The 17,061-nt window shown below is 36.2% G+C and carries 28 protein-coding genes and 1 pseudogene; 4 read left to right on the forward strand and 25 right to left on the reverse strand.

The window, feature by feature from the left end; all coding sequences use genetic code 11:
* Position 1 precedes the first annotated feature (1 nt).
* The 13 genes from QN079_RS11705 to QN079_RS11765 all read right to left on the reverse strand — a co-directional run bounded on the left by QN079_RS11705 (position 2) and on the right by QN079_RS11765 (position 8,814).
* A complete protein-coding gene (locus QN079_RS11705) occupies positions 2 to 328 on the reverse strand; it encodes a hypothetical protein (RefSeq protein WP_213359852.1) in 327 nt (108 codons plus the stop codon).
* Positions 328 to 1,230 (reverse strand): phage major capsid family protein, encoded by a 903-nt coding sequence (locus QN079_RS11710; RefSeq protein WP_142964708.1) that lies wholly within the window; start codon positions 1,228 to 1,230, stop codon positions 328 to 330. The genes QN079_RS11705 and QN079_RS11710 overlap by 1 nt, the downstream gene beginning before the upstream one ends.
* A 4-nt stretch (positions 1,231 to 1,234) precedes the next feature.
* On the reverse strand, positions 1,235 to 1,696 hold the full coding sequence (locus tag QN079_RS11715; protein ID WP_213359850.1) for a capsid assembly scaffolding protein Gp46 family protein: 462 nt from the start codon (positions 1,694 to 1,696) through the stop codon (positions 1,235 to 1,237).
* Between the two features lie 80 nt (positions 1,697 to 1,776).
* Complete coding sequence (locus QN079_RS11720) at positions 1,777 to 3,186, reverse strand: DEAD/DEAH box helicase family protein (RefSeq protein WP_289229801.1); 1,410 nt, start codon at positions 3,184 to 3,186, stop codon at positions 1,777 to 1,779.
* Positions 3,187 to 3,245: 59 nt separating this feature from the next.
* Positions 3,246 to 4,007: a hypothetical protein gene (locus tag QN079_RS11725; protein WP_213359846.1), complete on the reverse strand. Its 762-nt coding sequence runs from the start codon at positions 4,005 to 4,007 to the stop codon at positions 3,246 to 3,248.
* Positions 4,000 to 5,241: a hypothetical protein gene (locus tag QN079_RS11730; protein WP_289229802.1), complete on the reverse strand. Its 1,242-nt coding sequence runs from the start codon at positions 5,239 to 5,241 to the stop codon at positions 4,000 to 4,002. The genes QN079_RS11725 and QN079_RS11730 overlap by 8 nt, the downstream gene beginning before the upstream one ends.
* Before the next feature lie 150 nt (positions 5,242 to 5,391).
* Positions 5,392 to 5,724 carry an HNH endonuclease gene (locus tag QN079_RS11735; protein WP_289229803.1) on the reverse strand — a complete coding sequence of 111 codons (333 nt, stop codon included), beginning with the start codon at positions 5,722 to 5,724 and terminating at the stop codon, positions 5,392 to 5,394.
* Positions 5,725 to 5,959: 235 nt separating this feature from the next.
* Positions 5,960 to 6,646 carry a hypothetical protein gene (locus tag QN079_RS11740; protein WP_289229804.1) on the reverse strand — a complete coding sequence of 229 codons (687 nt, stop codon included), beginning with the start codon at positions 6,644 to 6,646 and terminating at the stop codon, positions 5,960 to 5,962.
* 284 nt (positions 6,647 to 6,930) lie between these two features.
* Entirely contained in the window at positions 6,931 to 7,410 is a 480-nt protein-coding gene (locus QN079_RS11745; protein ID WP_289230738.1) for a hypothetical protein, read from the reverse strand.
* 198 nt (positions 7,411 to 7,608) lie between these two features.
* A complete protein-coding gene (locus QN079_RS11750; RefSeq protein ID WP_289229805.1) occupies positions 7,609 to 7,731 on the reverse strand; it encodes a hypothetical protein in 123 nt (40 codons plus the stop codon).
* A gap of 3 nt (positions 7,732 to 7,734) precedes the next feature.
* Positions 7,735 to 8,220: a hypothetical protein gene (locus QN079_RS11755; RefSeq protein WP_289229806.1), complete on the reverse strand. Its 486-nt coding sequence runs from the start codon at positions 8,218 to 8,220 to the stop codon at positions 7,735 to 7,737.
* A gap of 5 nt (positions 8,221 to 8,225) precedes the next feature.
* Positions 8,226 to 8,414, reverse strand: a complete 189-nt coding sequence (locus QN079_RS11760; protein WP_289229807.1) for a hypothetical protein — start codon at positions 8,412 to 8,414, stop codon at positions 8,226 to 8,228.
* Positions 8,404 to 8,814 (reverse strand): hypothetical protein, encoded by a 411-nt coding sequence (locus QN079_RS11765; RefSeq protein ID WP_289229808.1) that lies wholly within the window; start codon positions 8,812 to 8,814, stop codon positions 8,404 to 8,406. The genes QN079_RS11760 and QN079_RS11765 overlap by 11 nt, the downstream gene beginning before the upstream one ends.
* A gap of 160 nt (positions 8,815 to 8,974) precedes the next feature.
* On the opposite strand from QN079_RS11765, the gene QN079_RS11770 reads away from it, so the two are divergent.
* Positions 8,975 to 9,283 carry a hypothetical protein gene (locus tag QN079_RS11770; RefSeq protein ID WP_142434969.1) on the forward strand — a complete coding sequence of 103 codons (309 nt, stop codon included), beginning with the start codon at positions 8,975 to 8,977 and terminating at the stop codon, positions 9,281 to 9,283.
* Positions 9,284 to 9,882: 599 nt separating this feature from the next.
* Here the strand turns inward: QN079_RS11770 and QN079_RS11775 are convergent.
* From QN079_RS11775 to QN079_RS11830, 12 genes and pseudogenes are all read right to left on the reverse strand, one after another.
* Positions 9,883 to 10,035 (reverse strand): hypothetical protein, encoded by a 153-nt coding sequence (locus tag QN079_RS11775; protein ID WP_289229809.1) that lies wholly within the window; start codon positions 10,033 to 10,035, stop codon positions 9,883 to 9,885.
* Positions 10,036 to 10,318: 283 nt separating this feature from the next.
* Positions 10,319 to 11,317: pseudogene (locus QN079_RS11780) on the reverse strand (tyrosine-type recombinase/integrase).
* On the reverse strand, positions 11,292 to 11,666 hold the full coding sequence (locus QN079_RS11785) for a hypothetical protein (RefSeq protein WP_289229810.1): 375 nt from the start codon (positions 11,664 to 11,666) through the stop codon (positions 11,292 to 11,294). The pseudogene QN079_RS11780 and the gene QN079_RS11785 overlap by 26 nt, the downstream one beginning before the upstream one ends.
* Positions 11,626 to 11,928 carry a hypothetical protein gene (locus tag QN079_RS11790; protein WP_289229811.1) on the reverse strand — a complete coding sequence of 101 codons (303 nt, stop codon included), beginning with the start codon at positions 11,926 to 11,928 and terminating at the stop codon, positions 11,626 to 11,628. The genes QN079_RS11785 and QN079_RS11790 overlap by 41 nt, the downstream gene beginning before the upstream one ends.
* Positions 11,929 to 11,932: 4 nt before the next feature.
* Positions 11,933 to 12,433, reverse strand: coding sequence for a Holliday junction resolvase RecU (locus tag QN079_RS11795; RefSeq protein ID WP_289229812.1), 501 nt, complete (start codon positions 12,431 to 12,433; stop codon positions 11,933 to 11,935).
* Entirely contained in the window at positions 12,408 to 12,815 is a 408-nt protein-coding gene (locus QN079_RS11800) for a hypothetical protein (RefSeq protein ID WP_144316753.1), read from the reverse strand. Before QN079_RS11800 ends, QN079_RS11795 begins: the two co-directional genes overlap by 26 nt.
* A 14-nt stretch (positions 12,816 to 12,829) precedes the next feature.
* Positions 12,830 to 13,654 carry a rolling circle replication-associated protein gene (locus QN079_RS11805; protein ID WP_231435076.1) on the reverse strand — a complete coding sequence of 275 codons (825 nt, stop codon included), beginning with the start codon at positions 13,652 to 13,654 and terminating at the stop codon, positions 12,830 to 12,832.
* A gap of 169 nt (positions 13,655 to 13,823) precedes the next feature.
* Positions 13,824 to 14,045 (reverse strand): hypothetical protein, encoded by a 222-nt coding sequence (locus QN079_RS11810; protein ID WP_041120552.1) that lies wholly within the window; start codon positions 14,043 to 14,045, stop codon positions 13,824 to 13,826.
* Positions 14,046 to 14,063: 18 nt separating this feature from the next.
* On the reverse strand, positions 14,064 to 14,318 hold the full coding sequence (locus QN079_RS11815; RefSeq protein ID WP_074536830.1) for a hypothetical protein: 255 nt from the start codon (positions 14,316 to 14,318) through the stop codon (positions 14,064 to 14,066).
* Positions 14,319 to 14,322: 4 nt separating this feature from the next.
* Entirely contained in the window at positions 14,323 to 14,460 is a 138-nt protein-coding gene (locus QN079_RS11820; RefSeq protein ID WP_175445297.1) for a hypothetical protein, read from the reverse strand.
* A gap of 13 nt (positions 14,461 to 14,473) precedes the next feature.
* On the reverse strand, positions 14,474 to 14,800 hold the full coding sequence (locus QN079_RS11825; RefSeq protein WP_041120560.1) for a DUF771 domain-containing protein: 327 nt from the start codon (positions 14,798 to 14,800) through the stop codon (positions 14,474 to 14,476).
* Positions 14,800 to 15,063: a DUF739 family protein gene (locus QN079_RS11830; RefSeq protein ID WP_194186166.1), complete on the reverse strand. Its 264-nt coding sequence runs from the start codon at positions 15,061 to 15,063 to the stop codon at positions 14,800 to 14,802. The genes QN079_RS11825 and QN079_RS11830 overlap by 1 nt, the downstream gene beginning before the upstream one ends.
* A 153-nt stretch (positions 15,064 to 15,216) precedes the next feature.
* Here QN079_RS11830 and QN079_RS11835 point away from each other — a divergent pair, with 153 nt between their 5' ends.
* The 3 genes from QN079_RS11835 to QN079_RS11845 all read left to right on the forward strand — a co-directional run bounded on the left by QN079_RS11835 (position 15,217) and on the right by QN079_RS11845 (position 16,973).
* Positions 15,217 to 15,684 (forward strand): helix-turn-helix domain-containing protein, encoded by a 468-nt coding sequence (locus QN079_RS11835; protein ID WP_289229813.1) that lies wholly within the window; start codon positions 15,217 to 15,219, stop codon positions 15,682 to 15,684.
* Positions 15,685 to 15,692: 8 nt separating this feature from the next.
* Entirely contained in the window at positions 15,693 to 16,169 is a 477-nt protein-coding gene (locus QN079_RS11840; RefSeq protein WP_154694572.1) for an ImmA/IrrE family metallo-endopeptidase, read from the forward strand.
* 93 nt (positions 16,170 to 16,262) lie between these two features.
* A complete protein-coding gene (locus QN079_RS11845) occupies positions 16,263 to 16,973 on the forward strand; it encodes an Ltp family lipoprotein (RefSeq protein ID WP_154694573.1) in 711 nt (236 codons plus the stop codon).
* Positions 16,974 to 17,061: the final 88 nt, after the last annotated feature.

Genomic DNA, 17,061 nt, shown 5'->3' on the forward strand with positions numbered 1-17,061 from the left:
CTCACTTCCCTTGCATCATCAAATCGTACAATTCTTGCTTTTTAGAGCTAGGGTTATACTTGATGCCAAATGCATCTAATTCCTGCATGATTTGCTTTTTAGTAATGCCTTCTAATCCAGCCACTAGTTCATCTTTTTCATCGGCTTGTTGTTCTGGAGCAGCAGCTGATATTTCAGCATCATCAGCAGTATTTTCAATTTCTTCTTCATTCAATGTTTTTGGTTCTTCATCAAATTTGGGATCATCTTTCAGCAAGATCCAATCACCGCCAGAAACAACACAAGGGCTACTAAAAGTAACCCCTGTTTTTGTGTTTTTATATTTCATTATTCTCCGCCTCCTGCTGGTTTAATCACACGAGCAAAACTACTAGGATCCATAATTCCCCAACCCAAATATGTTTCAGATCGTAAATATACTTGATTGTACCCTTTCAAATCATTTCCCGAATTATCCGGATCACCATACTCAATAACTTCTAAAGGAATCTCTTTTGCAAATCCCCATTGGAAGTAATTCGCAAAATCTCCAATAATTGCCACATCGTTTGAGCTGGCTGAAACAGTATTATTGATATCCGCTTTCAATCCATTAATTGATCCTGGATTAGCACCCCAAGCAAGTTCAGGGAATAAGCGGATGTTGGTATCTCCACCTGTTCTCATATTTGCTAAAGCTGCTGAAAATTGAGGGTCTGCAGCAAGCCCTGTAACAATTCCTTCTGAACCTTGAATTAAAGATACAGCTGCTTCAATATTGGTATCTGGATCAGAAGCATTAAATTCCACCGTTTGAGTTACCTTGCTGTCAAAATGATTTGTACCAATAACTGTTGAAGCTGCTCCTGTTCTTGGGTTGATACCATGGAAAGCCATCAGGTCAACACCACGAGCTAGTTTTTTAGCATAACCTTCATTGAATCCCTTAATAACTTCAATCTTCTTTTCATCAGAAGAATACATGAACTCATCTGAAACACGAGCGCCATATTCGACTTTAATAGGTACCATCTTGATTGGCGCTAAAGAAATACCACCATGTGATTTCTTGCCATTTTCTGCTACAATGTCAATTTCTGAATCCATTGAGAAAACAAATTGCGTCGTACCATCAAACGGGATCGCTTCTTGTTGAGACAAAATAGCCAATGAGCTTTTTCCTTTTACTTTGTTGATTAAATCAGTAACTAGTTCTGGATCAAATAAATTTCCTCTTGATAATGTTGGCATAATATTATTCTCCTTCTTGTGTTAATCCTTGGATTAATTTTTTATATGCACCATCTTTACCTTCTCCTAAATTATTTTCAGTATTTTTCAAAGGTGGCGGTGTTTGTTTCTTACTTACTAAACCAGCTAACCGTTCTGCATCAGCCTTGATACTTTCTTCATCTGAACCAATCAAACGATCCGCCAAATCAATAGGCAATCCGTTTTGTAATGCAATTCTAGTGCGCAAATTCACTGTTTCTTTCTCAGCAATTTGTTTATTTAGATCAGCTATTGTTTGCTCATGAGTCTTAGCGGCAGTGCTTGTTTCCTCGATAGTTGATTTCAATGCATCTACTTCTGTTTCTAATTCAGCATTACGTGTTTTGATTTCATCGTAATCAGCGAACTTTCCTTTTTCACGATTCAATCTCTCCTGGATAATACGGTCCAGTTCCTCTTGTGTTTCTATTGCTTTGAATGTCATAATACAAACTTCCTTTCTCCTGCTTGCCCGGCAGTTCGGTAATTTTGCGTATTAAAAAACGACTACCGTTAAATAGTCGTCTAATACCTTTTTTGTTGTTTTTTCTTGGGCTTCTTGATACTGCATGCCCAATGCGCTAATAGCGCACTATCCATTAAACAGATATCTCTATCATCAAATTGCGATTTATAACCAAATCCACCATTGCTTCCGATATTACGCTTCTCACTGTTCGTAACTACCGAACTTAGTGACGGTTGATCTTTGTGGCAAATGGTTTGTTGGAATATTCCCTGTTCCCACAACGAATTGGCGGTAATGATTTCGGATACTTTAGGAAGCACTGGATCCTTGAGTTTAAAATCTGCCATTTCTTTGGTTAGGATATTTTGACCGCCGGCACCGTCAATAACCACTGCATTTACGTTAGCTTTTCTCAAGAAATTAATGATCCATTGATTGCCATTTCTTACAGACACACAATCAATTGTTTCAACGAATATTTTTCCGGATAAAGTTTTAACCGCAATACTCATTGCAACGTTCTGACCATCATTCCCATACTTGATACCAACATACAGAGGTCCTTTCAATACAGGCAAAGCTACTACTTTCAATCTTGACCAATCACTAGCAGAAATAGCAGATTTTTGATTGTACTTAGGCCAGTACCCTAAACGCTGCACGTTGTGATCGAGTTTGTCATCGCCAAGTTCCGCTTCAATCTTTCTTTCCATCAAATGATAACCTAATGAAGGATTGGAATTGTACCAAGCCTCGACATCATGGATATCTTTCATATCCTCAACTGACCATTCGGACCAACCAGAATACTTCGATTTACCAAACAGCGTTTTGTCGCGATAACTTGTAAAAACAGTACCGCTAGATACCGGGGTAGGTGGTGTACCACACATGATCGTCATTGGGTTTTTGCTATCGGTTACGGTATACTTCAACGCTGATTCTTGTTCAGTGGTATATTCTTGGGCTTCATCAATTACAAGCAGATCAAATCCTTCACCAAGACCACCGCTAGATGTTCTTGTTCTAAACTGGATCACGCCGCCAGTCGCATACAACTCCAATCGTTCTTGGCCTTTGGCTTTGATTGAATTGAAGTCTTCGCCCTCAATATATCCCGAATCTTCAAGCAGTTTTTTCACCTGCTCATATGAAGCATGAGACGTACTGATCCTGTGAGCCGTATGCAATATGCTTAATCCTTCTTCAAGCGCATCTAATTCAACGATGTAAATAACTTCGGTTTTACCATTTCGCCGTGGAATTGAGAAACCAAACTTTTGGTGAACCCACAAATCATCTTCATCGATGGCCAAAAGAGGTTCAAGCATATCAATTTGCCAATCGTAACAGTTTCGTCCAGTTCTTTGGTATCTTTCAACCGCTCTATGAGATACAGATCTATCATATGGAAGAATTACCGATTGAGTAGGATGTTGATTACCAAATTTTACTTTAGTAGCCATAAACTATCCCCTTTCAATCTCGATCATGCATGATAACCCTGTCGCTGGGAGATATTGGATCACGCATCCTTTCTCAAATTTATATTTTTTCTAGCTTGAATTTTCTGTTCCTTTTGTGGATCAGTCCAAGCTTTTGACCATACATTTTGTTTTCGACCATCACCCGGTTTATATTCAACTATACATTTACACCTTTCATGCCTTCGATAAATATCATCTGGTAAATCATAATAATCAAATGAGCCAGCTAAACTTTTACACCAATCACAAGCATGTCCGACTAAGGTTCTGTTGACTCTTGGCCTTAACCCAGATTTCGCATGAAAATCTACATTTGCTTTAATAACATCATCAACAACACTTTGACTAAAATTTACGATCGGTTCTCCTAATACCCACTTAACAGTATCGAAATCTTCTGCTGCTGATATCTTGTTTACAAGGCCATTCACCCTGTCTTGGTTGAAGTCAGGTTTCTGTCCTTTAATTTTAATTGCAGCTTCTTTGTTTAACTGCTCTTGAACATCAACAGAAAAATTTGAAATCAAATCGTAATTATTTTTCAGCGTTTCATTAAGCAACCGATCAGCAATATTAAAATACATTTTCCCGTCAGGAAGAATGTCAATGTTGATATTGCTGCCTAATACATTTGCTAATATTTCTCCAATTTCAATAGCAAACTCATTTACATTTTTGTATGTGGCCTTACGATTTTTGAGCAAAGAAAAAGCAGACTTCAACTTCTGACTATTGATTGTCTGCTCACTAAATTCATTTTTAATTTTTTCAAGTAATGCGGGAACAATGTCGTTATCCATTATTATCGCCACCTTTTATTCCAGTTAAATCTCTGATTGTTTCACTATTGATATATCCTGGAATCGCTTGATTCAATTTAATCGCACCATCTCCAATTAATGTTAATGAATTGGCATCAGCTTCAAATAATGGTTCCCACTTAGGAATTGTTTTTGCAAACTGATATCTAAAATACGGGTAGTCATCACGTAAACAAGCAGCAATAAATGCTACGTTCAATATTCCAGATCCTAACGATCGTTGTGCTTTACGTCCAGCTAGCCTTAAATTTTCATGACTTGCCCGAATAGCTTCAACCGATGAGGGATTATCGGAAACAAATCCCAAGTCATCCAATGTAAGTCCTGTTTCACCAGCGAATCCAGCAGCTGCAGTTTTTAATTGTTCTGTAAATGGAGTCATACTAGAAGTCGTGAACTGTCCCACTGTTGGAGCATTACCACCTTCTCCAACTGTAAATTCGAGCATCGCTGAAATGGTTGCCTTCCAAGTATCCAATGGTTCTGAATCTTGATCTGTTCCTAAAACATATTTTTGCGGAAATGAGTAAAATTCTGCGGTGATATCTGCACGTTCTAGTGTACGTTTTGCGTATGACTGGTAATACATACCTGATCGTGTAATACGAGAACGACCAAATGGCCGAACTGCATCTGGCCGATGAATTACCGGCACTAATAATGGATAATCAAAACTATGTTCGATAGGTTCATCCGGTATATTTTCATCAGCATAATAGTAATGAGTTATACCAGGCAGAAAATATGCTTCAATAGATGGATTTCCATCTTTATCTCTTTCGAGAACTGCATACCCTTCCGTTAGAAGTCCTGTAATTGGATCAATAATCCCCGTTGCATTGCTTGCTTCAATTATTTGTAATCTAGGTATTTCTCCTTCACCCCTTGAAATATAAACGAAAGAACAAGAAGCAATCAAAGATGACAAAACCAAGCTATCAAAAAATACATCCGGATTATTTGCTTCAAAAATTTCGTTTACCTCAAAGTCATCATGTTCAAATTCACGAAAAACTAAACGATCAGCCAAAGAATCCACCCCTTTGGCACACCATCCTAAAACTGATCGATATCTTTTTCTTATTTCAGCTGGAATTGTGATGCCAAAGCTCGATTCATTTTTCTTCATATCGTATTGTCTATACCTTAAATCAACACGAATTTTATGTGTAGCTAGCTTATTTCTTAGGTAATCAATGCCATAAATTTCCATTATTTCACTCCTTTCAAAAAGTCGCGCGAGAAAAAATGTACAGTGACGGCGTGAAGCTCGGCCGCCAAGGCGGAGGGGTGCCTATCCCCCCTCTCTCTTTGCGCGTATCAGGTTTTAAAAACATTTTCGAATGATTTATATACAAATTATTTAACCACCATAAGAAGCCCAATCAGTGCTTTGTGGAAGGTTCCTGTTACCTACAACTTTCGGTGCTTCATCCTTGGTTGTGTAAAGCTTGTCAGACTTCTGTCGGTTGCACGTCCAGTGAGCCAGCTGCAAGTTGTCAACGCTTGATGGATGACCACCTTTATTGATTGGTACTATGTGATCAACTACTGGACTCAAAGGATGTGGTGCCTTAAATGATTTATCAATAGGCTTACCACAAATCCCACATGTGTTCTGGGTCTTCATCAGTATCTTCTTGTTCTTCTCAAAGGCTACCCGGTGGGGACCTTGTCTATCCGCTCTTAGTGCCATAATAGAGGGGTGTCCTTTCTTAGGGGTAGGGTACTAAAACGTTTCGATGTTTATAGATTTAAATGTAGCTAACAACTTAGGAAATTGAATTGCAATCCAATCTACTAAATCTTCATCTTTTCCCCATTTGGAAGCCAAATAATTAAGCTTTGCATTCGTAATTCCTCCTTAAAAATTCGCAAAACAAAAAGCCACTCGCAATGAGTGACTCTACAAACAATCTTTAATTTGAAACTTATTTTCCTTCCTTAGCTTTATCCCATTCCTTTTTTAAATAGTCTTTCATTTCGCAGGAGAACAATTTAATATTATTTTCCAAGTTTACTACGCACTCATCGATCATTATAAAGTTTTTTTCATGTTCAGTTAAATTATTTCTTATCAATTCTTCAAGCTGGTCGGTCGTAGATATTAAATCATTAATCAATTCAATGATTTTTTCATGCTCTTCCGACTCACTAAAATACATCAATATTTCTTGACCAGTATAATAGAATTCACTTGCGCACCTGATAAGGTCATTTTTTTTAGAATCTGCTCTTTTAAAAAATGCCCTAACATTATCTGAATACTCCGGCAAAAAAACATCTTTTTCCTCTGCAAATTTCAGCATAGGTTCCCTTATCTGCGACTCAAAAACCGCTTCGCTTTTTATTTCAAAGTATTGTTTAGTGTAGTCCGTGGTAATAATAACTATTCGAGTTAAGTCATTAGAATTACATATTAACTTAGAAGCTAAATCTCTTACACTTTTAATCCATTCAATTCTAGCTTTTGCTTTTATATCTGCATCAATCTGTGTCTTGGCCATCTCTTTTTGAAACTCTTGTTGTTTTTTGTTTTGAGTAATGTTTACATAAACATTAGCAATAATACCCATAATTGTTGCGCCAAATGGCACCCACAACTTCCACCATTCCATTCAATCACTCCTTTTAATAAATTGTAGCATTTATTAACAAGTAAGTAATACACAAAAAGACAACACTAGCGAATTTCGAAATGAGATGATCCACCTCTTTCAAAAAATTGTGCTGTCTTTATATATCCGTCAAAGAAGAATAAGCGATAAGGAGCTTTCCCCCTTTCGGTTTATGAATTATTGTGAGTAGTCCAACAACCATCTCTCGTTTCTTCTACGCTATTAATATAAACCGTTTTAATCAATAATTGAATAGTTATAACTATCGAACATTTATCGAACATTTAAAAGAGCGATATTTGCTTTGTTTCATTGGCAACTCTATTATAGGCATCTATATCATTAACCTTGTTTCGCTTATCCTGCTTTTCAGACTCGTACTGATCTAAGAAATTTAGTGTTCTTTTTATCTCGGCGTGTCTTTGGCGCACATAAGATGAGCTATATCCAATTTCTTCAGCGATTATATCTAATGAGCAACCTTCAATGTATTTCTTACGAACTATTTCATTATCTATACCATTGAACGAATTAATAATAGCAAGCATTTCTTTCCTTTGCTCTTCTAGTATTTCTATCTCTTTCTCAATCTTAGCAATGTTTTCTTCGAGTGACGATGATCTAGAGTTTTTTTCAAGTCTTACATCAGATAAATCTCCAAATATCCATCGGCTTAATTCCAGTCTGCTTTTGCTAAGATTCCATTTTAGATATAAAATTTGATTTTCTAATTCCTGATAATCTTTTAGCCATTGAAATCTCACAATCGCCACCCCTTTATGGTAAAATAGTCTTGTCACAGGTCACTTCCCCAAAAGGTAGTGGCTTTTTTTATTTATCAAAATGTGAGCCATGTTGATATTCTTCATCAATGATCAGACTCTTTAAGGTCTTGCCAAGGACCTTTTTATTTAATGTTCCATTTGCTTTGGCTTTTTCTAGCAACTTGCGCTTCTTCTTTTTTACTTTCGATTTTTTTCTTTGGCAATGGCTGGCTTCTCCTTTTCATCTAATTCTTTACCGAATATCACACTTGCGAATACTGCCGCAAAAAGTGCCACGGCTACTAACACTGCAAAGTCCATCATTTATCTCCCTAGCCGGAATGATTTATTCATAGAATTACGAATCTGATTTGCAATACTGCTCGAAATATCTATCTCCATTACGGAACGACTCAGCATATTGGCAGAAATACTTGTTCCAGCTATTAACCCCTTACTCAATTGTCTTCCGGTTATATATGATCTGGCTACCTCATACAATTCACCTCGAGGGACAAAGTTAAACTTATATATTTCAAAAAAGCGGTCATTACTCATTTGAAAGAAATCTAATGCCAATTTGAATTTTGAATGTCCTTTGTATGTGCCGTATTTCTTAATTAAATATGCTCCCTGATCATCATCTGCTTTGATTTTATCTTTCTGATTGTCATTCATTTTTTTACTGGCTTCTGATTCTGAAACATTCTCAATGCACATGATCCATATTTTTTCCAAGCAAGCCTTCATGACTTCTTCATCGTTCGAATTCATACCATGCAGAGCAATTCGTGCTGTTTCTTTTAACATTTATTTCATCCTCCCGCTTCCACCGCATCCCTAACTAACGGATCATTAATAATAATCTTGTACTTCATTTGCTCATGCTGCAGCTGTTCTTGTAACTGCTCAATCTGCCGTTGCTGGTCCACTATTGTATAGGATAACCAACTCAAGCCAGCAATCGTTAACAGTATTATGATGATGGATTGTTTACGAATCATTTGCTTGCACCAATTCATTTTCTGTTCCGGCTTGCTTTATAACAATATAGTCTCCAACAAGATTTAAATTGTGATCAACTATAATTTCGTAGCATTTATTCATCGAAAAATACTGGGCTAATCTCGATTCAGGATGAAGTTTACCCGCATTTTTTAATTCAGACATATGTGCGATCTCGTATTCTTCGCTATACCAAACTACTTGCCAAAAAATCCCTTTTGTTAATTTTCTTCCAACAACTATGCAATACTTTTCTTCAGTATCTAAGTGACAAACTTCAGTCTCGAGCGGCTTATCTGGGTTATAGCCCTCAAAATAAATATTGTTGCCTGCTAAAGTCATCTTCAGTGCCGTACCATCATGTTCTCCATTTATAAAAACGTCGTATCCGATTTTCATGCTTATCCCTCCTGTTTGCTATCGCTGACGATTGCGGATTTATTTGCTTTTTTATAATTTAAAGATTTTTAATTATCAAATAATCAAATACAAATATTTTCAATTCATTTACACTAATTCAATTAACTGGTATATAATCTAATTGAAAGGTGGTTTATCTATGAAAAAAATTTGTTTTGTCTTAGTGCTCAATAATGTGTTGTCGTATACGCCATTATCTCCAGGACTTCTTTCTAAAAAAGATACAAGCCTTAAAGATTATTTCTCTCAATTTTACGATGTTTCAGTAAATTATCTCCGGGACAAAGATAATGTTGACTACTTGGTTCTTCCTGAGCCATTCGCTCCTTTTGATAATGAAAATAACCTTCCTATCATAAAAGTTCCTTCTAAATTTTTTCTGACTAAAGATTTTGAAAAAATTAAAGAGTATATTGATGACTACTTTAAAGAAAACGATGATAAGTAATATTATCCTCGATCGTTTATATCCCTTACTGATTGATGCCATTATCAATCAGTTTTTTATTTCGTCGGATAACTGACTTGGTAAAATATAAATATGTTACAATACCTAAAAGGAGGTATTGCTTTGGGAACTTTTTTAGCTTTTATTTGGTATATTTTTATAGGATTTATGCTTTATGGAATCATCAGGTTAGCAGTTAAACATGGGATTGCCGATTCTAATAATGATAATCTGTGACATAGTTACTACTCTTTTAGGGTAGTTTTTTTTATTTCCGTAGATAGTGAAAATATTTATTCAAGACTTTCTTTTTAATTATTTTTTTACATTAAAAATAAAATATGATATTCTGTTCAAAAGGAGTGAGTACATTGAACAGAAAAACTAGTTTCTACCTTTATCTGTTAGCCGCTTTTGTAAACCTTATAGCAGCTTTTTTATTTTTAACTTCAATTGGTGCCATTCCAAAAATTGCAGGGCTTTTATTTTTTGCCAGCTTTTGCGTCCATCTAATACGAGCAATGAAACTAAAGAAATCTGAAAATCACAACTGATTCTTATTTCATTTCGCTAGTTGACTATTTTGGTGAATAGCTGACTTAATCATCATTCATACTTGCAAGCACGCTACCAAAGATATACTTGACATTTTCTTCATCCAGCTCCTCTGGTATCTTAAAACCTACTTCTTCTACACAATATTCCCCAATTTCAACATCAATTACTATTTGATTTGTCTTTTTATCAGTCATTATCAAACTATCCTTTCTCAGTTGGTTATTTCTGTCGCTAAGGGAATTACACTTTTTCCCATTTCAATACAACATCATTTTCTCTTTCTATCGAATCTCTCCAAACGTGATCAACGGTTCCATCTTCTTGGTCAATCATTACTAGCCTTAGTGGGTAACCCATTTCGTCAAATTGAATTACATTTGATCTCATAACTATCTTTGATACGAACTTTTGCGATCTGCGTCTGTTAAAAAAATTATTGAACATGGTATCCTCCTAGTTGTGTATTTCCTCCGCTTACTAACTCACAAATTTCTGATGCGACAACTTGAGTTCTTCATCGCCGATCATTGAATATTTCAACGTTGTGTCAATTGATTCATGTCCTAAAAAGTTCATAACCAGTTCGATCGGCATTCCATGCCTTCTGGCCATAGTAGCTGCAGTTCGTCTAAATCTATGTGGATGGACGTTTGTTACACCTGCACGCTCACCTAATCGCTTAACCAATTTTTGTACTCCTGCAACAGTCATCTGACGTCCTTTGTATTTACCATAGAAAATAGGGCCAACCTCATGTGGTACTTTTAGCAAATAGTTTTCCAGTGCCATTTTAGCTTTGGCATTGAGATAAAGAACCCTTTGCTTATTACCTTTCCCGATAACAGTGATGGAATCATTTTCCTTGTTATAATCTTTGAAACTTAGTGAAACCAATTCTGATACTCGACAGCCCGTACTTAATAGCAACTCAATTATCAATACTTCCCTTGGGTTCATCGCCGCTGATCGGATTTTTTCGACTTCAAATTCGCTAAACTCCTGTTTCCTACGCTTAGGCACCTTGATGTTTTCTACCCTCGCACCTGGATCCCTAGTAATATACTCTTCTGTATATAACCATTTGAAGAAACGGACAATACAACCCCGTTCTCTAGCAAGGGTGCCTTTGCTGACTTTGTCGATCATCTCCCTATTTGCAATAAACAACCTTATGTCATTTGTGTCCACTTCTTTATATGGTTTTCGCACAGTCCTCATAAAAAGATTGATTGTCTGCATGTAAAGGTTTAAGGTTCCATTTGAAAGACCTTGAATTTTTTTCGAGACGAAAAATTGCTTATAAGCGGCAACATCAGATGTTTCATCATAGATAATCATTTCATTTCGTTGCTCGATAATTGATTACTTAGAGCATTCAACCGTTAGAATATTTTTCAATCTCTTCAACTGTAAGCCATCGAATTCTTGTTCAATTTCAAGTAAAATCTTATTAATCAGCTTTTCTTGCAATGGCATCACTCCAATCTTTATAGCGATATGTTCGTCCTTGTTTATCTTCATGACCATAACGTAATAAATCGCTCATCGTTCGATTTGCTTTTTTACACTTCCGACATACGTCTTTCCGAGTACCTGTGAAAATCACTTCGCCTTTGTACAGCACTTCTACAATTCGCAAATGGGATTGCTCCCCTCTCCAGAGTTCAACACGCAATGCTTCTCGCTCTTCCTCGATTACTGGATCAATCTCTCGATCATCAAGGTTAGAAAGATAAAGCAATCGTTGTAGTTTTAAAGCACGTTCTCGATGACGCTTCTTTTTTTCACGTTCTTTCTGCTTCATCGCTCGCTGATTCTGGTTCATCTTGATCACCTCCTGCATCTGCTGGCTTAAACACATATTCATAAGGCTCCCACTGCTTATTTCCAAGAAGGCGATAGTATTTCCCTGAAAGCGTAATAATAAAATGATAGGTATCTGCCTTTTCTGGAACATAACATCTTGCATAGTATTGACGGTAATTCTTGGGGTTATTAGAAAAATACTCAACCGTCCATCCTCGTATCTTGCAAAACATGGTGAATTCGACACGCGCTACTTTGAAACTGGTTATTCTTTCATCCATAGGATCACCAATTCGTTTTATTCAGAAAATCGATGTAGCCCGGCGTAGCAACCTGATATTCTTCCAACTCTTCTTCAAGAATGTACTGTCTTCCATATTTTGCTTTCATGTTCTGCCAATCACTCCATGGGATAAACCCAACGGTCTTTTTGATCATGCAACAAACACCTGCCATCGCTCCTAATTTTTGATGGAGATCCAACAAGGCCGCCTGATTTAGTGTGATCACTGATTTTTTTAATCGATCCGTTGTGGTCATCTTTGCTTCAAAAACAATGGCACGTCCATCCCATAGAGTTCCTTTGTAATCTGGTTGAGCTTTACCAATCGGATAAACGATCATTCTGCCATCGCCGAGTATCTGCTTCACACGAAACGGTTCAGGTGTTTTTTCAATTAAAGCAATTTCTTTTGTTCTGTAATACCAACATCCTTGATCAATCATTTTTTCAAAGATATCGCCCAAATCATTGTTGACTCTATTTTGGTATTTTCTTGAAGACATCGTTTCTACCAACTTTCTTCATTAGTTCAGTAATAAATCCTTCTTTATCGTTTTGCCCAAATGTATCTAATGTTCTTCGGTAAATGCGCTCATAATGTGCTTTATCTTCAAAACAAACGAATTGTGAATACCGATCACTCTTAACTATTCCTGTGTATGCTGAATGATCATTTAACTTGTTAGATGCAGCATCGCAAATTTGCTGATTTTGAAGAAACCGGATTTCCTTTTCTTCTGATTTGATTTCCAATGTTTTAATACATGGAGAAAATTTCCCTTTGTTTTGATCATCAATGTTTAACATCAAAAATACTTCCTGCATCATGTCGATACAATCTGATTTATCAAAGCAGGCGACCAAATACGTTTGTTTACTTTCCATTTCTACCTCTTTCTCTATCCATCATCATTTCTGAACAGTTCGATTTTGAAATACCATCCACGATCCTCATCGTAAATTTTCAATATATCTCCTAAAATTCGGTATTGAGGAAACCTCTTAAGAATTTCCTCTGCTCCATCATCGTTGGACATACCTAATTTATTTAGTTTTCTAAATGACCAATAATCATCGTTGGTTGTTTCGTGTGGCTCTTTGAGGTTTCGACTCTTAGACCATCGCTTTTGACCTTTCTTCCACTGGCGATTTTCCCATTTCTCTTGACCAGTTAAATAATTGACCAAGCCTTGCATCCCATCTGAATCGTATTGAATGTTTTGCACTTGCCTTCGACCAAGAGGCTGCTTCTTCTTTCCTCGACCTTTAGACCAAACATTCTCAATTGCATCCCTTGATGGTCCATTGTTTAAAACGATATGGTGATGGATTCGAGTGATATAGCCTACTTCCTCATCGTATTGATAAGAGGTAAACCACATGTACTTGAGTTCGAACCCTTCTTTCTCATAGAGTCTTTTAAGTTTTTTCAAAGTGTTTTCTTGATCACGCTTTGCATCAGCAGGCTTTTCAGGTAGAAATTGATCGGAATAAGTGAAAGTGGCATAGTAATCTTTCTCTCCAAAATTTGCATATAGGAACAATGCGGCCTTTCGTTTACTTTGGGCTTGATTCCATCTTGCTTGAGATAAGCCAGTTACTTTTTTTCTCCTACCTCTGGGTTCTCTGCATTTTCGTTCCTGCTCGATCGTCCTACTGTAAAGTCGGATTTCTTTATAAGGTCCTGCTTCCACTCTGCGTTCTCTAACAAATGATTTCTTCATGACAAACACCCCAGAATTTTCTACGTCCGTTAAGTTAGTATCTAATACAAGGACGATAAAACGCCGAAATAGCAGCGTTTTTTGCAAAAATAGTCTGAGGATGGTATACTTATCTTGTCAGGGAATAAGTTATACCATTCTCAGAAGTCGCCAATTTTGGCGGCTTTTTTTATTGTTCTGAAAACTGGAAAAGAACCTTTTCTTCGGTTGGTTTTCCCAGATGAAAAATATGGTGATACAGAGTCCTTCCGCGCAACTGAAATGTTTCTACTCTACCTCGTTCAGTCTTCGCTTCAATACTGTATACATAATTCTCGCCACGTTTTCTCATACGCACCTGCATCACAATTGCAGGCATCTTTTCCAAATATTCGATCGCCTTAGATAACATCTACATCACCTGCGTCTTTCACTCATACTGGATTCCACCCTTTTTAACCAGATCCGGTAACAAACTTGGGATGGCCATTTGTAACTTTTGAAACTGATCATCTGAAACAACAAAATATAAAGCAATCGTTGGTGTTTCATCGCTATCAAATGAACGATCCTCTACTTCACATGTCGATTCAAACTTATTCCAGATAATCGACTTAATTTTTTGAGTGTATGGCTTAACATACATTCGATTAGTAGTGAAAATAATTTCTCTTTCTTTAAACATCTAGTTACCCTCCAATCATTAATAGGAAACAAATAGCTAACAAAATACCGTTTAACAATAAGCTGGCATAAGCAATCCCTTGTAATTGGCGTGCTTTGTACAAAGGATCGTTGTGGAGTGTTGCTAACCATTTTTTATTCACAAAATCCCTCCTTTCAATCTGACATGATATTTGCCCAGTTTTCTTGCAAATACTTCGCCATTTCTAAAGCATTGAATTTCCAAGGATTCCCTTTGCCTTTTGAGTAACGAACAAAACCGCCGTTCCTGACATCTAGTATTTCTCTGTTTGGATAAAGGATTTTTTCCTTTATCCAATCTTCGTCAGTAGTTTGCAATCGTTCCTTGAGATCATCCATTGTCCATGTTTGACCCATCAAATCTTTTTTCTTTAATGATTCATATTCTTCAATTTCAACAACTTTTAAATGTGAAGGTATTAAGATTTGAATCGGTGTATTGATTTCAATAGTTTGAGACATTAAATCACCTCCCCAATGTTTTGTACATTTTTCCGTACAAAACCTTTAAAAAAATAATTCCCCAGTTCTTTTGAAGGAATATTTAGCAATTCAGCCATAACTTTAATCTCGGTTTGCGTGAAATTTGACTTGCTATTCATTTTTAGATTCAACGATGTTCTACTCATATTGAGTTTAGGCGCTAACGTTTCTTGGGTAAGTCCTTTTTCTGATATTTTATCCTTCAGCAATTCATAATCGTAGACAATGTCTATTTTTTTCACTCTTTTCCCCTCCAAACTGTTCGGTTTTCTGTACAAAACCATCATAGTTTATAAAAAAAAGAATGTCAACAGATTTTGTTCAGTTTTCTGTATCTTTTACTTGCTATTCAGAATTCTTAACAGTATAATCATTGTAAAGGGGTGTACAGAATAATGAACAACTTTTCTGATCGGCTAAAAATAGCTTTAAAAAATAAAAATATATCTCAAGCTGAATTGGCTAGACGTACTGGAATTGGTCGTAACTCTATTAGCGACTATATAAATGGAAAATACGAAGCGAAACAAGATAACATCTTCCTTATGGCAAATGTTTTAGAAGTAAATGAAGCATGGCTTATGGGAATGGACTCACCAATGACCAGAGAAAGCCATGAATCTACTTTTTTGAATAATTTAGATCCTAAACAAATTGAATTAATAGATATTTTCCAAAATCTAGATACTAGTAAAAAAGATGATGTACTCGACTTTGCTAGATACAAAATGCACGAACAGAATAAAGAAAACTTCACTATTGCTGCCCACTCCGACGATCCTAACAAAAGGATTAGTCAAAAAGAATTTATTGAACTTAATCGATACCTTGATGAAGCTGATAAAAAATTTGATGGTAAGTAGGGTTGCAAATGGATGATTATGAAAACCTTTTAAAAAAGGTTACGACCGAAATTCCAGTTATAGAATTACCTTTAGAACAGGACACTGGATATATAGGTCTTTATAGAAACAATCGGATCTATTTAGATAAAAATAAATCAAGTAGAAAAAAGAAGGTTGTTTTGGCTGAAGAATTCGGTCACCATAAAAGAACTATTGGAAATATTCTTAATTATAAAGATCCCGAGGCTTGGAAAGAAGAATGGAAAGCTAGAAGATATGGTATTGAAATTCTGATCACACTTGATGATCTCTTAGACTGTGCTTTGAATGGATGTAACAACATTTATGAATGCAGCGAACACTTGAACGTAACTCCCGATTTTTTTGAAGATACCCTCATTCACTACTTCAATAAATACGGTAAATACCATTTTCATCGCAACTATAAATTTACATTCGACAATGAGTTTATATTCGTGGAACCTATTAAAATTTTTGGATAAACAAAAAATCTTTTGGAAGTTCCCGCTCCCAAAAGATCTACTCATTTCTGAGACTGTACAAATATATTATATCAAAGAAATGAGGAAAGAAAAATGGCAAAAAGAGTTAGAGGCGAAGATGGTAAAATGTACAAGGTTAAGAAACCATTTTACAAAAGGGTTTGGTTTTGGGTATTAGCTATTATCTTTATAGCAATAGTGGGTAACGGTTTATCTGGTGGTAATAATGATTCTGCTGCCGAAAAACCTTCAAACAGCTCTTCTGTCGCAGATAAGTCGACGGATTCATCAATTAAAGAAGAAAGTTCATCTACTGTTGTTGAAAAAGAGTCTAAGCCAGAAGATAATGTTTCTAGCGAATTTAAATCTGCACTGAATCAAGCGAAATCATATTCAGATACAATGCACATGTCCAAACAAGGAATTTATGATCAGCTAGTGTCCGAGTATGGTGGTCAATTTCAACCTGATGCTGCCCAATATGCAATTGATAATATCCAAGCTGATTGGAATGCTAACGCATTGGAACAAGCTGAATCTTATTCTGATTCAATGCATATGTCTAAACAAGGAATTTATGATCAACTAATTTCTGAAAATGGCGGTCAGTTTACTGCTGAAGAGGCACAATACGCTATTGATAACATTAAAGCTGATTGGAATGCTAATGCATTGGAACAAGCGAAAAGTTATCAAGAAAGCATGTCAATGTCTCCTGAAGGTATTAGAGATCAATTAGTTTCTGAACACGGAGGTCAGTTTACACAAGAAGAAGCTGATTACGCTGTTAATAATTTAGATTAATAAGAAAAACACGTCCCTCTTCTTGGCGGTCGAGGACGTGCTGGACACAAATAAACGTAAGGCTTATTTAGTCATGCCTATTGTAGCA

Origin of the sequence: Enterococcus sp. FZMF, assembly GCF_030263915.1 — a bacterium.
Classification (GTDB): domain Bacteria; phylum Bacillota; class Bacilli; order Lactobacillales; family Enterococcaceae; genus Enterococcus_D; species Enterococcus_D casseliflavus.

Excerpts from the sequence above, each read along its gene's own strand:
- QN079_RS11800 (WP_144316753.1), bottom strand. The coding sequence starts at position 12,815 with ATGGAAAGTAAACAAACGTATTTGGTCGCCTGCTTTGATAAATCAGAT.
- QN079_RS11845 (WP_154694573.1), top strand. The coding sequence starts at position 16,263 with ATGGCAAAAAGAGTTAGAGGCGAAGATGGTAAAATGTACAAGGTTAAG.
- QN079_RS11740 (WP_289229804.1), bottom strand. The coding sequence starts at position 6,646 with ATGGAATGGTGGAAGTTGTGGGTGCCATTTGGCGCAACAATTATGGGT.
- QN079_RS11775 (WP_289229809.1), bottom strand. The coding sequence starts at position 10,035 with ATGACTGATAAAAAGACAAATCAAATAGTAATTGATGTTGAAATTGGG.
- QN079_RS11735 (WP_289229803.1), bottom strand. The coding sequence starts at position 5,724 with ATGGCACTAAGAGCGGATAGACAAGGTCCCCACCGGGTAGCCTTTGAG.
- QN079_RS11750 (WP_289229805.1), bottom strand. The coding sequence starts at position 7,731 with ATGGACTTTGCAGTGTTAGTAGCCGTGGCACTTTTTGCGGCAGTATTC.
- QN079_RS11840 (WP_154694572.1), top strand. The coding sequence starts at position 15,693 with ATGGATGATTATGAAAACCTTTTAAAAAAGGTTACGACCGAAATTCCA.
- QN079_RS11755 (WP_289229806.1), bottom strand. The coding sequence starts at position 8,220 with ATGTTAAAAGAAACAGCACGAATTGCTCTGCATGGTATGAATTCGAAC.
- QN079_RS11790 (WP_289229811.1), bottom strand. The coding sequence starts at position 11,928 with ATGGATGAAAGAATAACCAGTTTCAAAGTAGCGCGTGTCGAATTCACC.
- QN079_RS11770 (WP_142434969.1), top strand. The coding sequence starts at position 8,975 with ATGAAAAAAATTTGTTTTGTCTTAGTGCTCAATAATGTGTTGTCGTAT.
- QN079_RS11715 (WP_213359850.1), bottom strand. The coding sequence starts at position 1,696 with ATGACATTCAAAGCAATAGAAACACAAGAGGAACTGGACCGTATTATC.
- QN079_RS11710 (WP_142964708.1), bottom strand. The coding sequence starts at position 1,230 with ATGCCAACATTATCAAGAGGAAATTTATTTGATCCAGAACTAGTTACT.
- QN079_RS11705 (WP_213359852.1), bottom strand. The coding sequence starts at position 328 with ATGAAATATAAAAACACAAAAACAGGGGTTACTTTTAGTAGCCCTTGT.
- QN079_RS11825 (WP_041120560.1), bottom strand. The coding sequence starts at position 14,800 with ATGTCTCAAACTATTGAAATCAATACACCGATTCAAATCTTAATACCT.
- QN079_RS11760 (WP_289229807.1), bottom strand. The coding sequence starts at position 8,414 with ATGATTCGTAAACAATCCATCATCATAATACTGTTAACGATTGCTGGC.
- QN079_RS11730 (WP_289229802.1), bottom strand. The coding sequence starts at position 5,241 with ATGGAAATTTATGGCATTGATTACCTAAGAAATAAGCTAGCTACACAT.
- QN079_RS11810 (WP_041120552.1), bottom strand. The coding sequence starts at position 14,045 with ATGTTATCTAAGGCGATCGAATATTTGGAAAAGATGCCTGCAATTGTG.
- QN079_RS11805 (WP_231435076.1), bottom strand. The coding sequence starts at position 13,654 with ATGAAGAAATCATTTGTTAGAGAACGCAGAGTGGAAGCAGGACCTTAT.
- QN079_RS11720 (WP_289229801.1), bottom strand. The coding sequence starts at position 3,186 with ATGGCTACTAAAGTAAAATTTGGTAATCAACATCCTACTCAATCGGTA.
- QN079_RS11815 (WP_074536830.1), bottom strand. The coding sequence starts at position 14,318 with ATGTTTAAAGAAAGAGAAATTATTTTCACTACTAATCGAATGTATGTT.
- QN079_RS11785 (WP_289229810.1), bottom strand. The coding sequence starts at position 11,666 with ATGAACCAGAATCAGCGAGCGATGAAGCAGAAAGAACGTGAAAAAAAG.
- QN079_RS11765 (WP_289229808.1), bottom strand. The coding sequence starts at position 8,814 with ATGAAAATCGGATACGACGTTTTTATAAATGGAGAACATGATGGTACG.
- QN079_RS11725 (WP_213359846.1), bottom strand. The coding sequence starts at position 4,007 with ATGGATAACGACATTGTTCCCGCATTACTTGAAAAAATTAAAAATGAA.
- QN079_RS11835 (WP_289229813.1), top strand. The coding sequence starts at position 15,217 with ATGAACAACTTTTCTGATCGGCTAAAAATAGCTTTAAAAAATAAAAAT.
- QN079_RS11795 (WP_289229812.1), bottom strand. The coding sequence starts at position 12,433 with ATGTCTTCAAGAAAATACCAAAATAGAGTCAACAATGATTTGGGCGAT.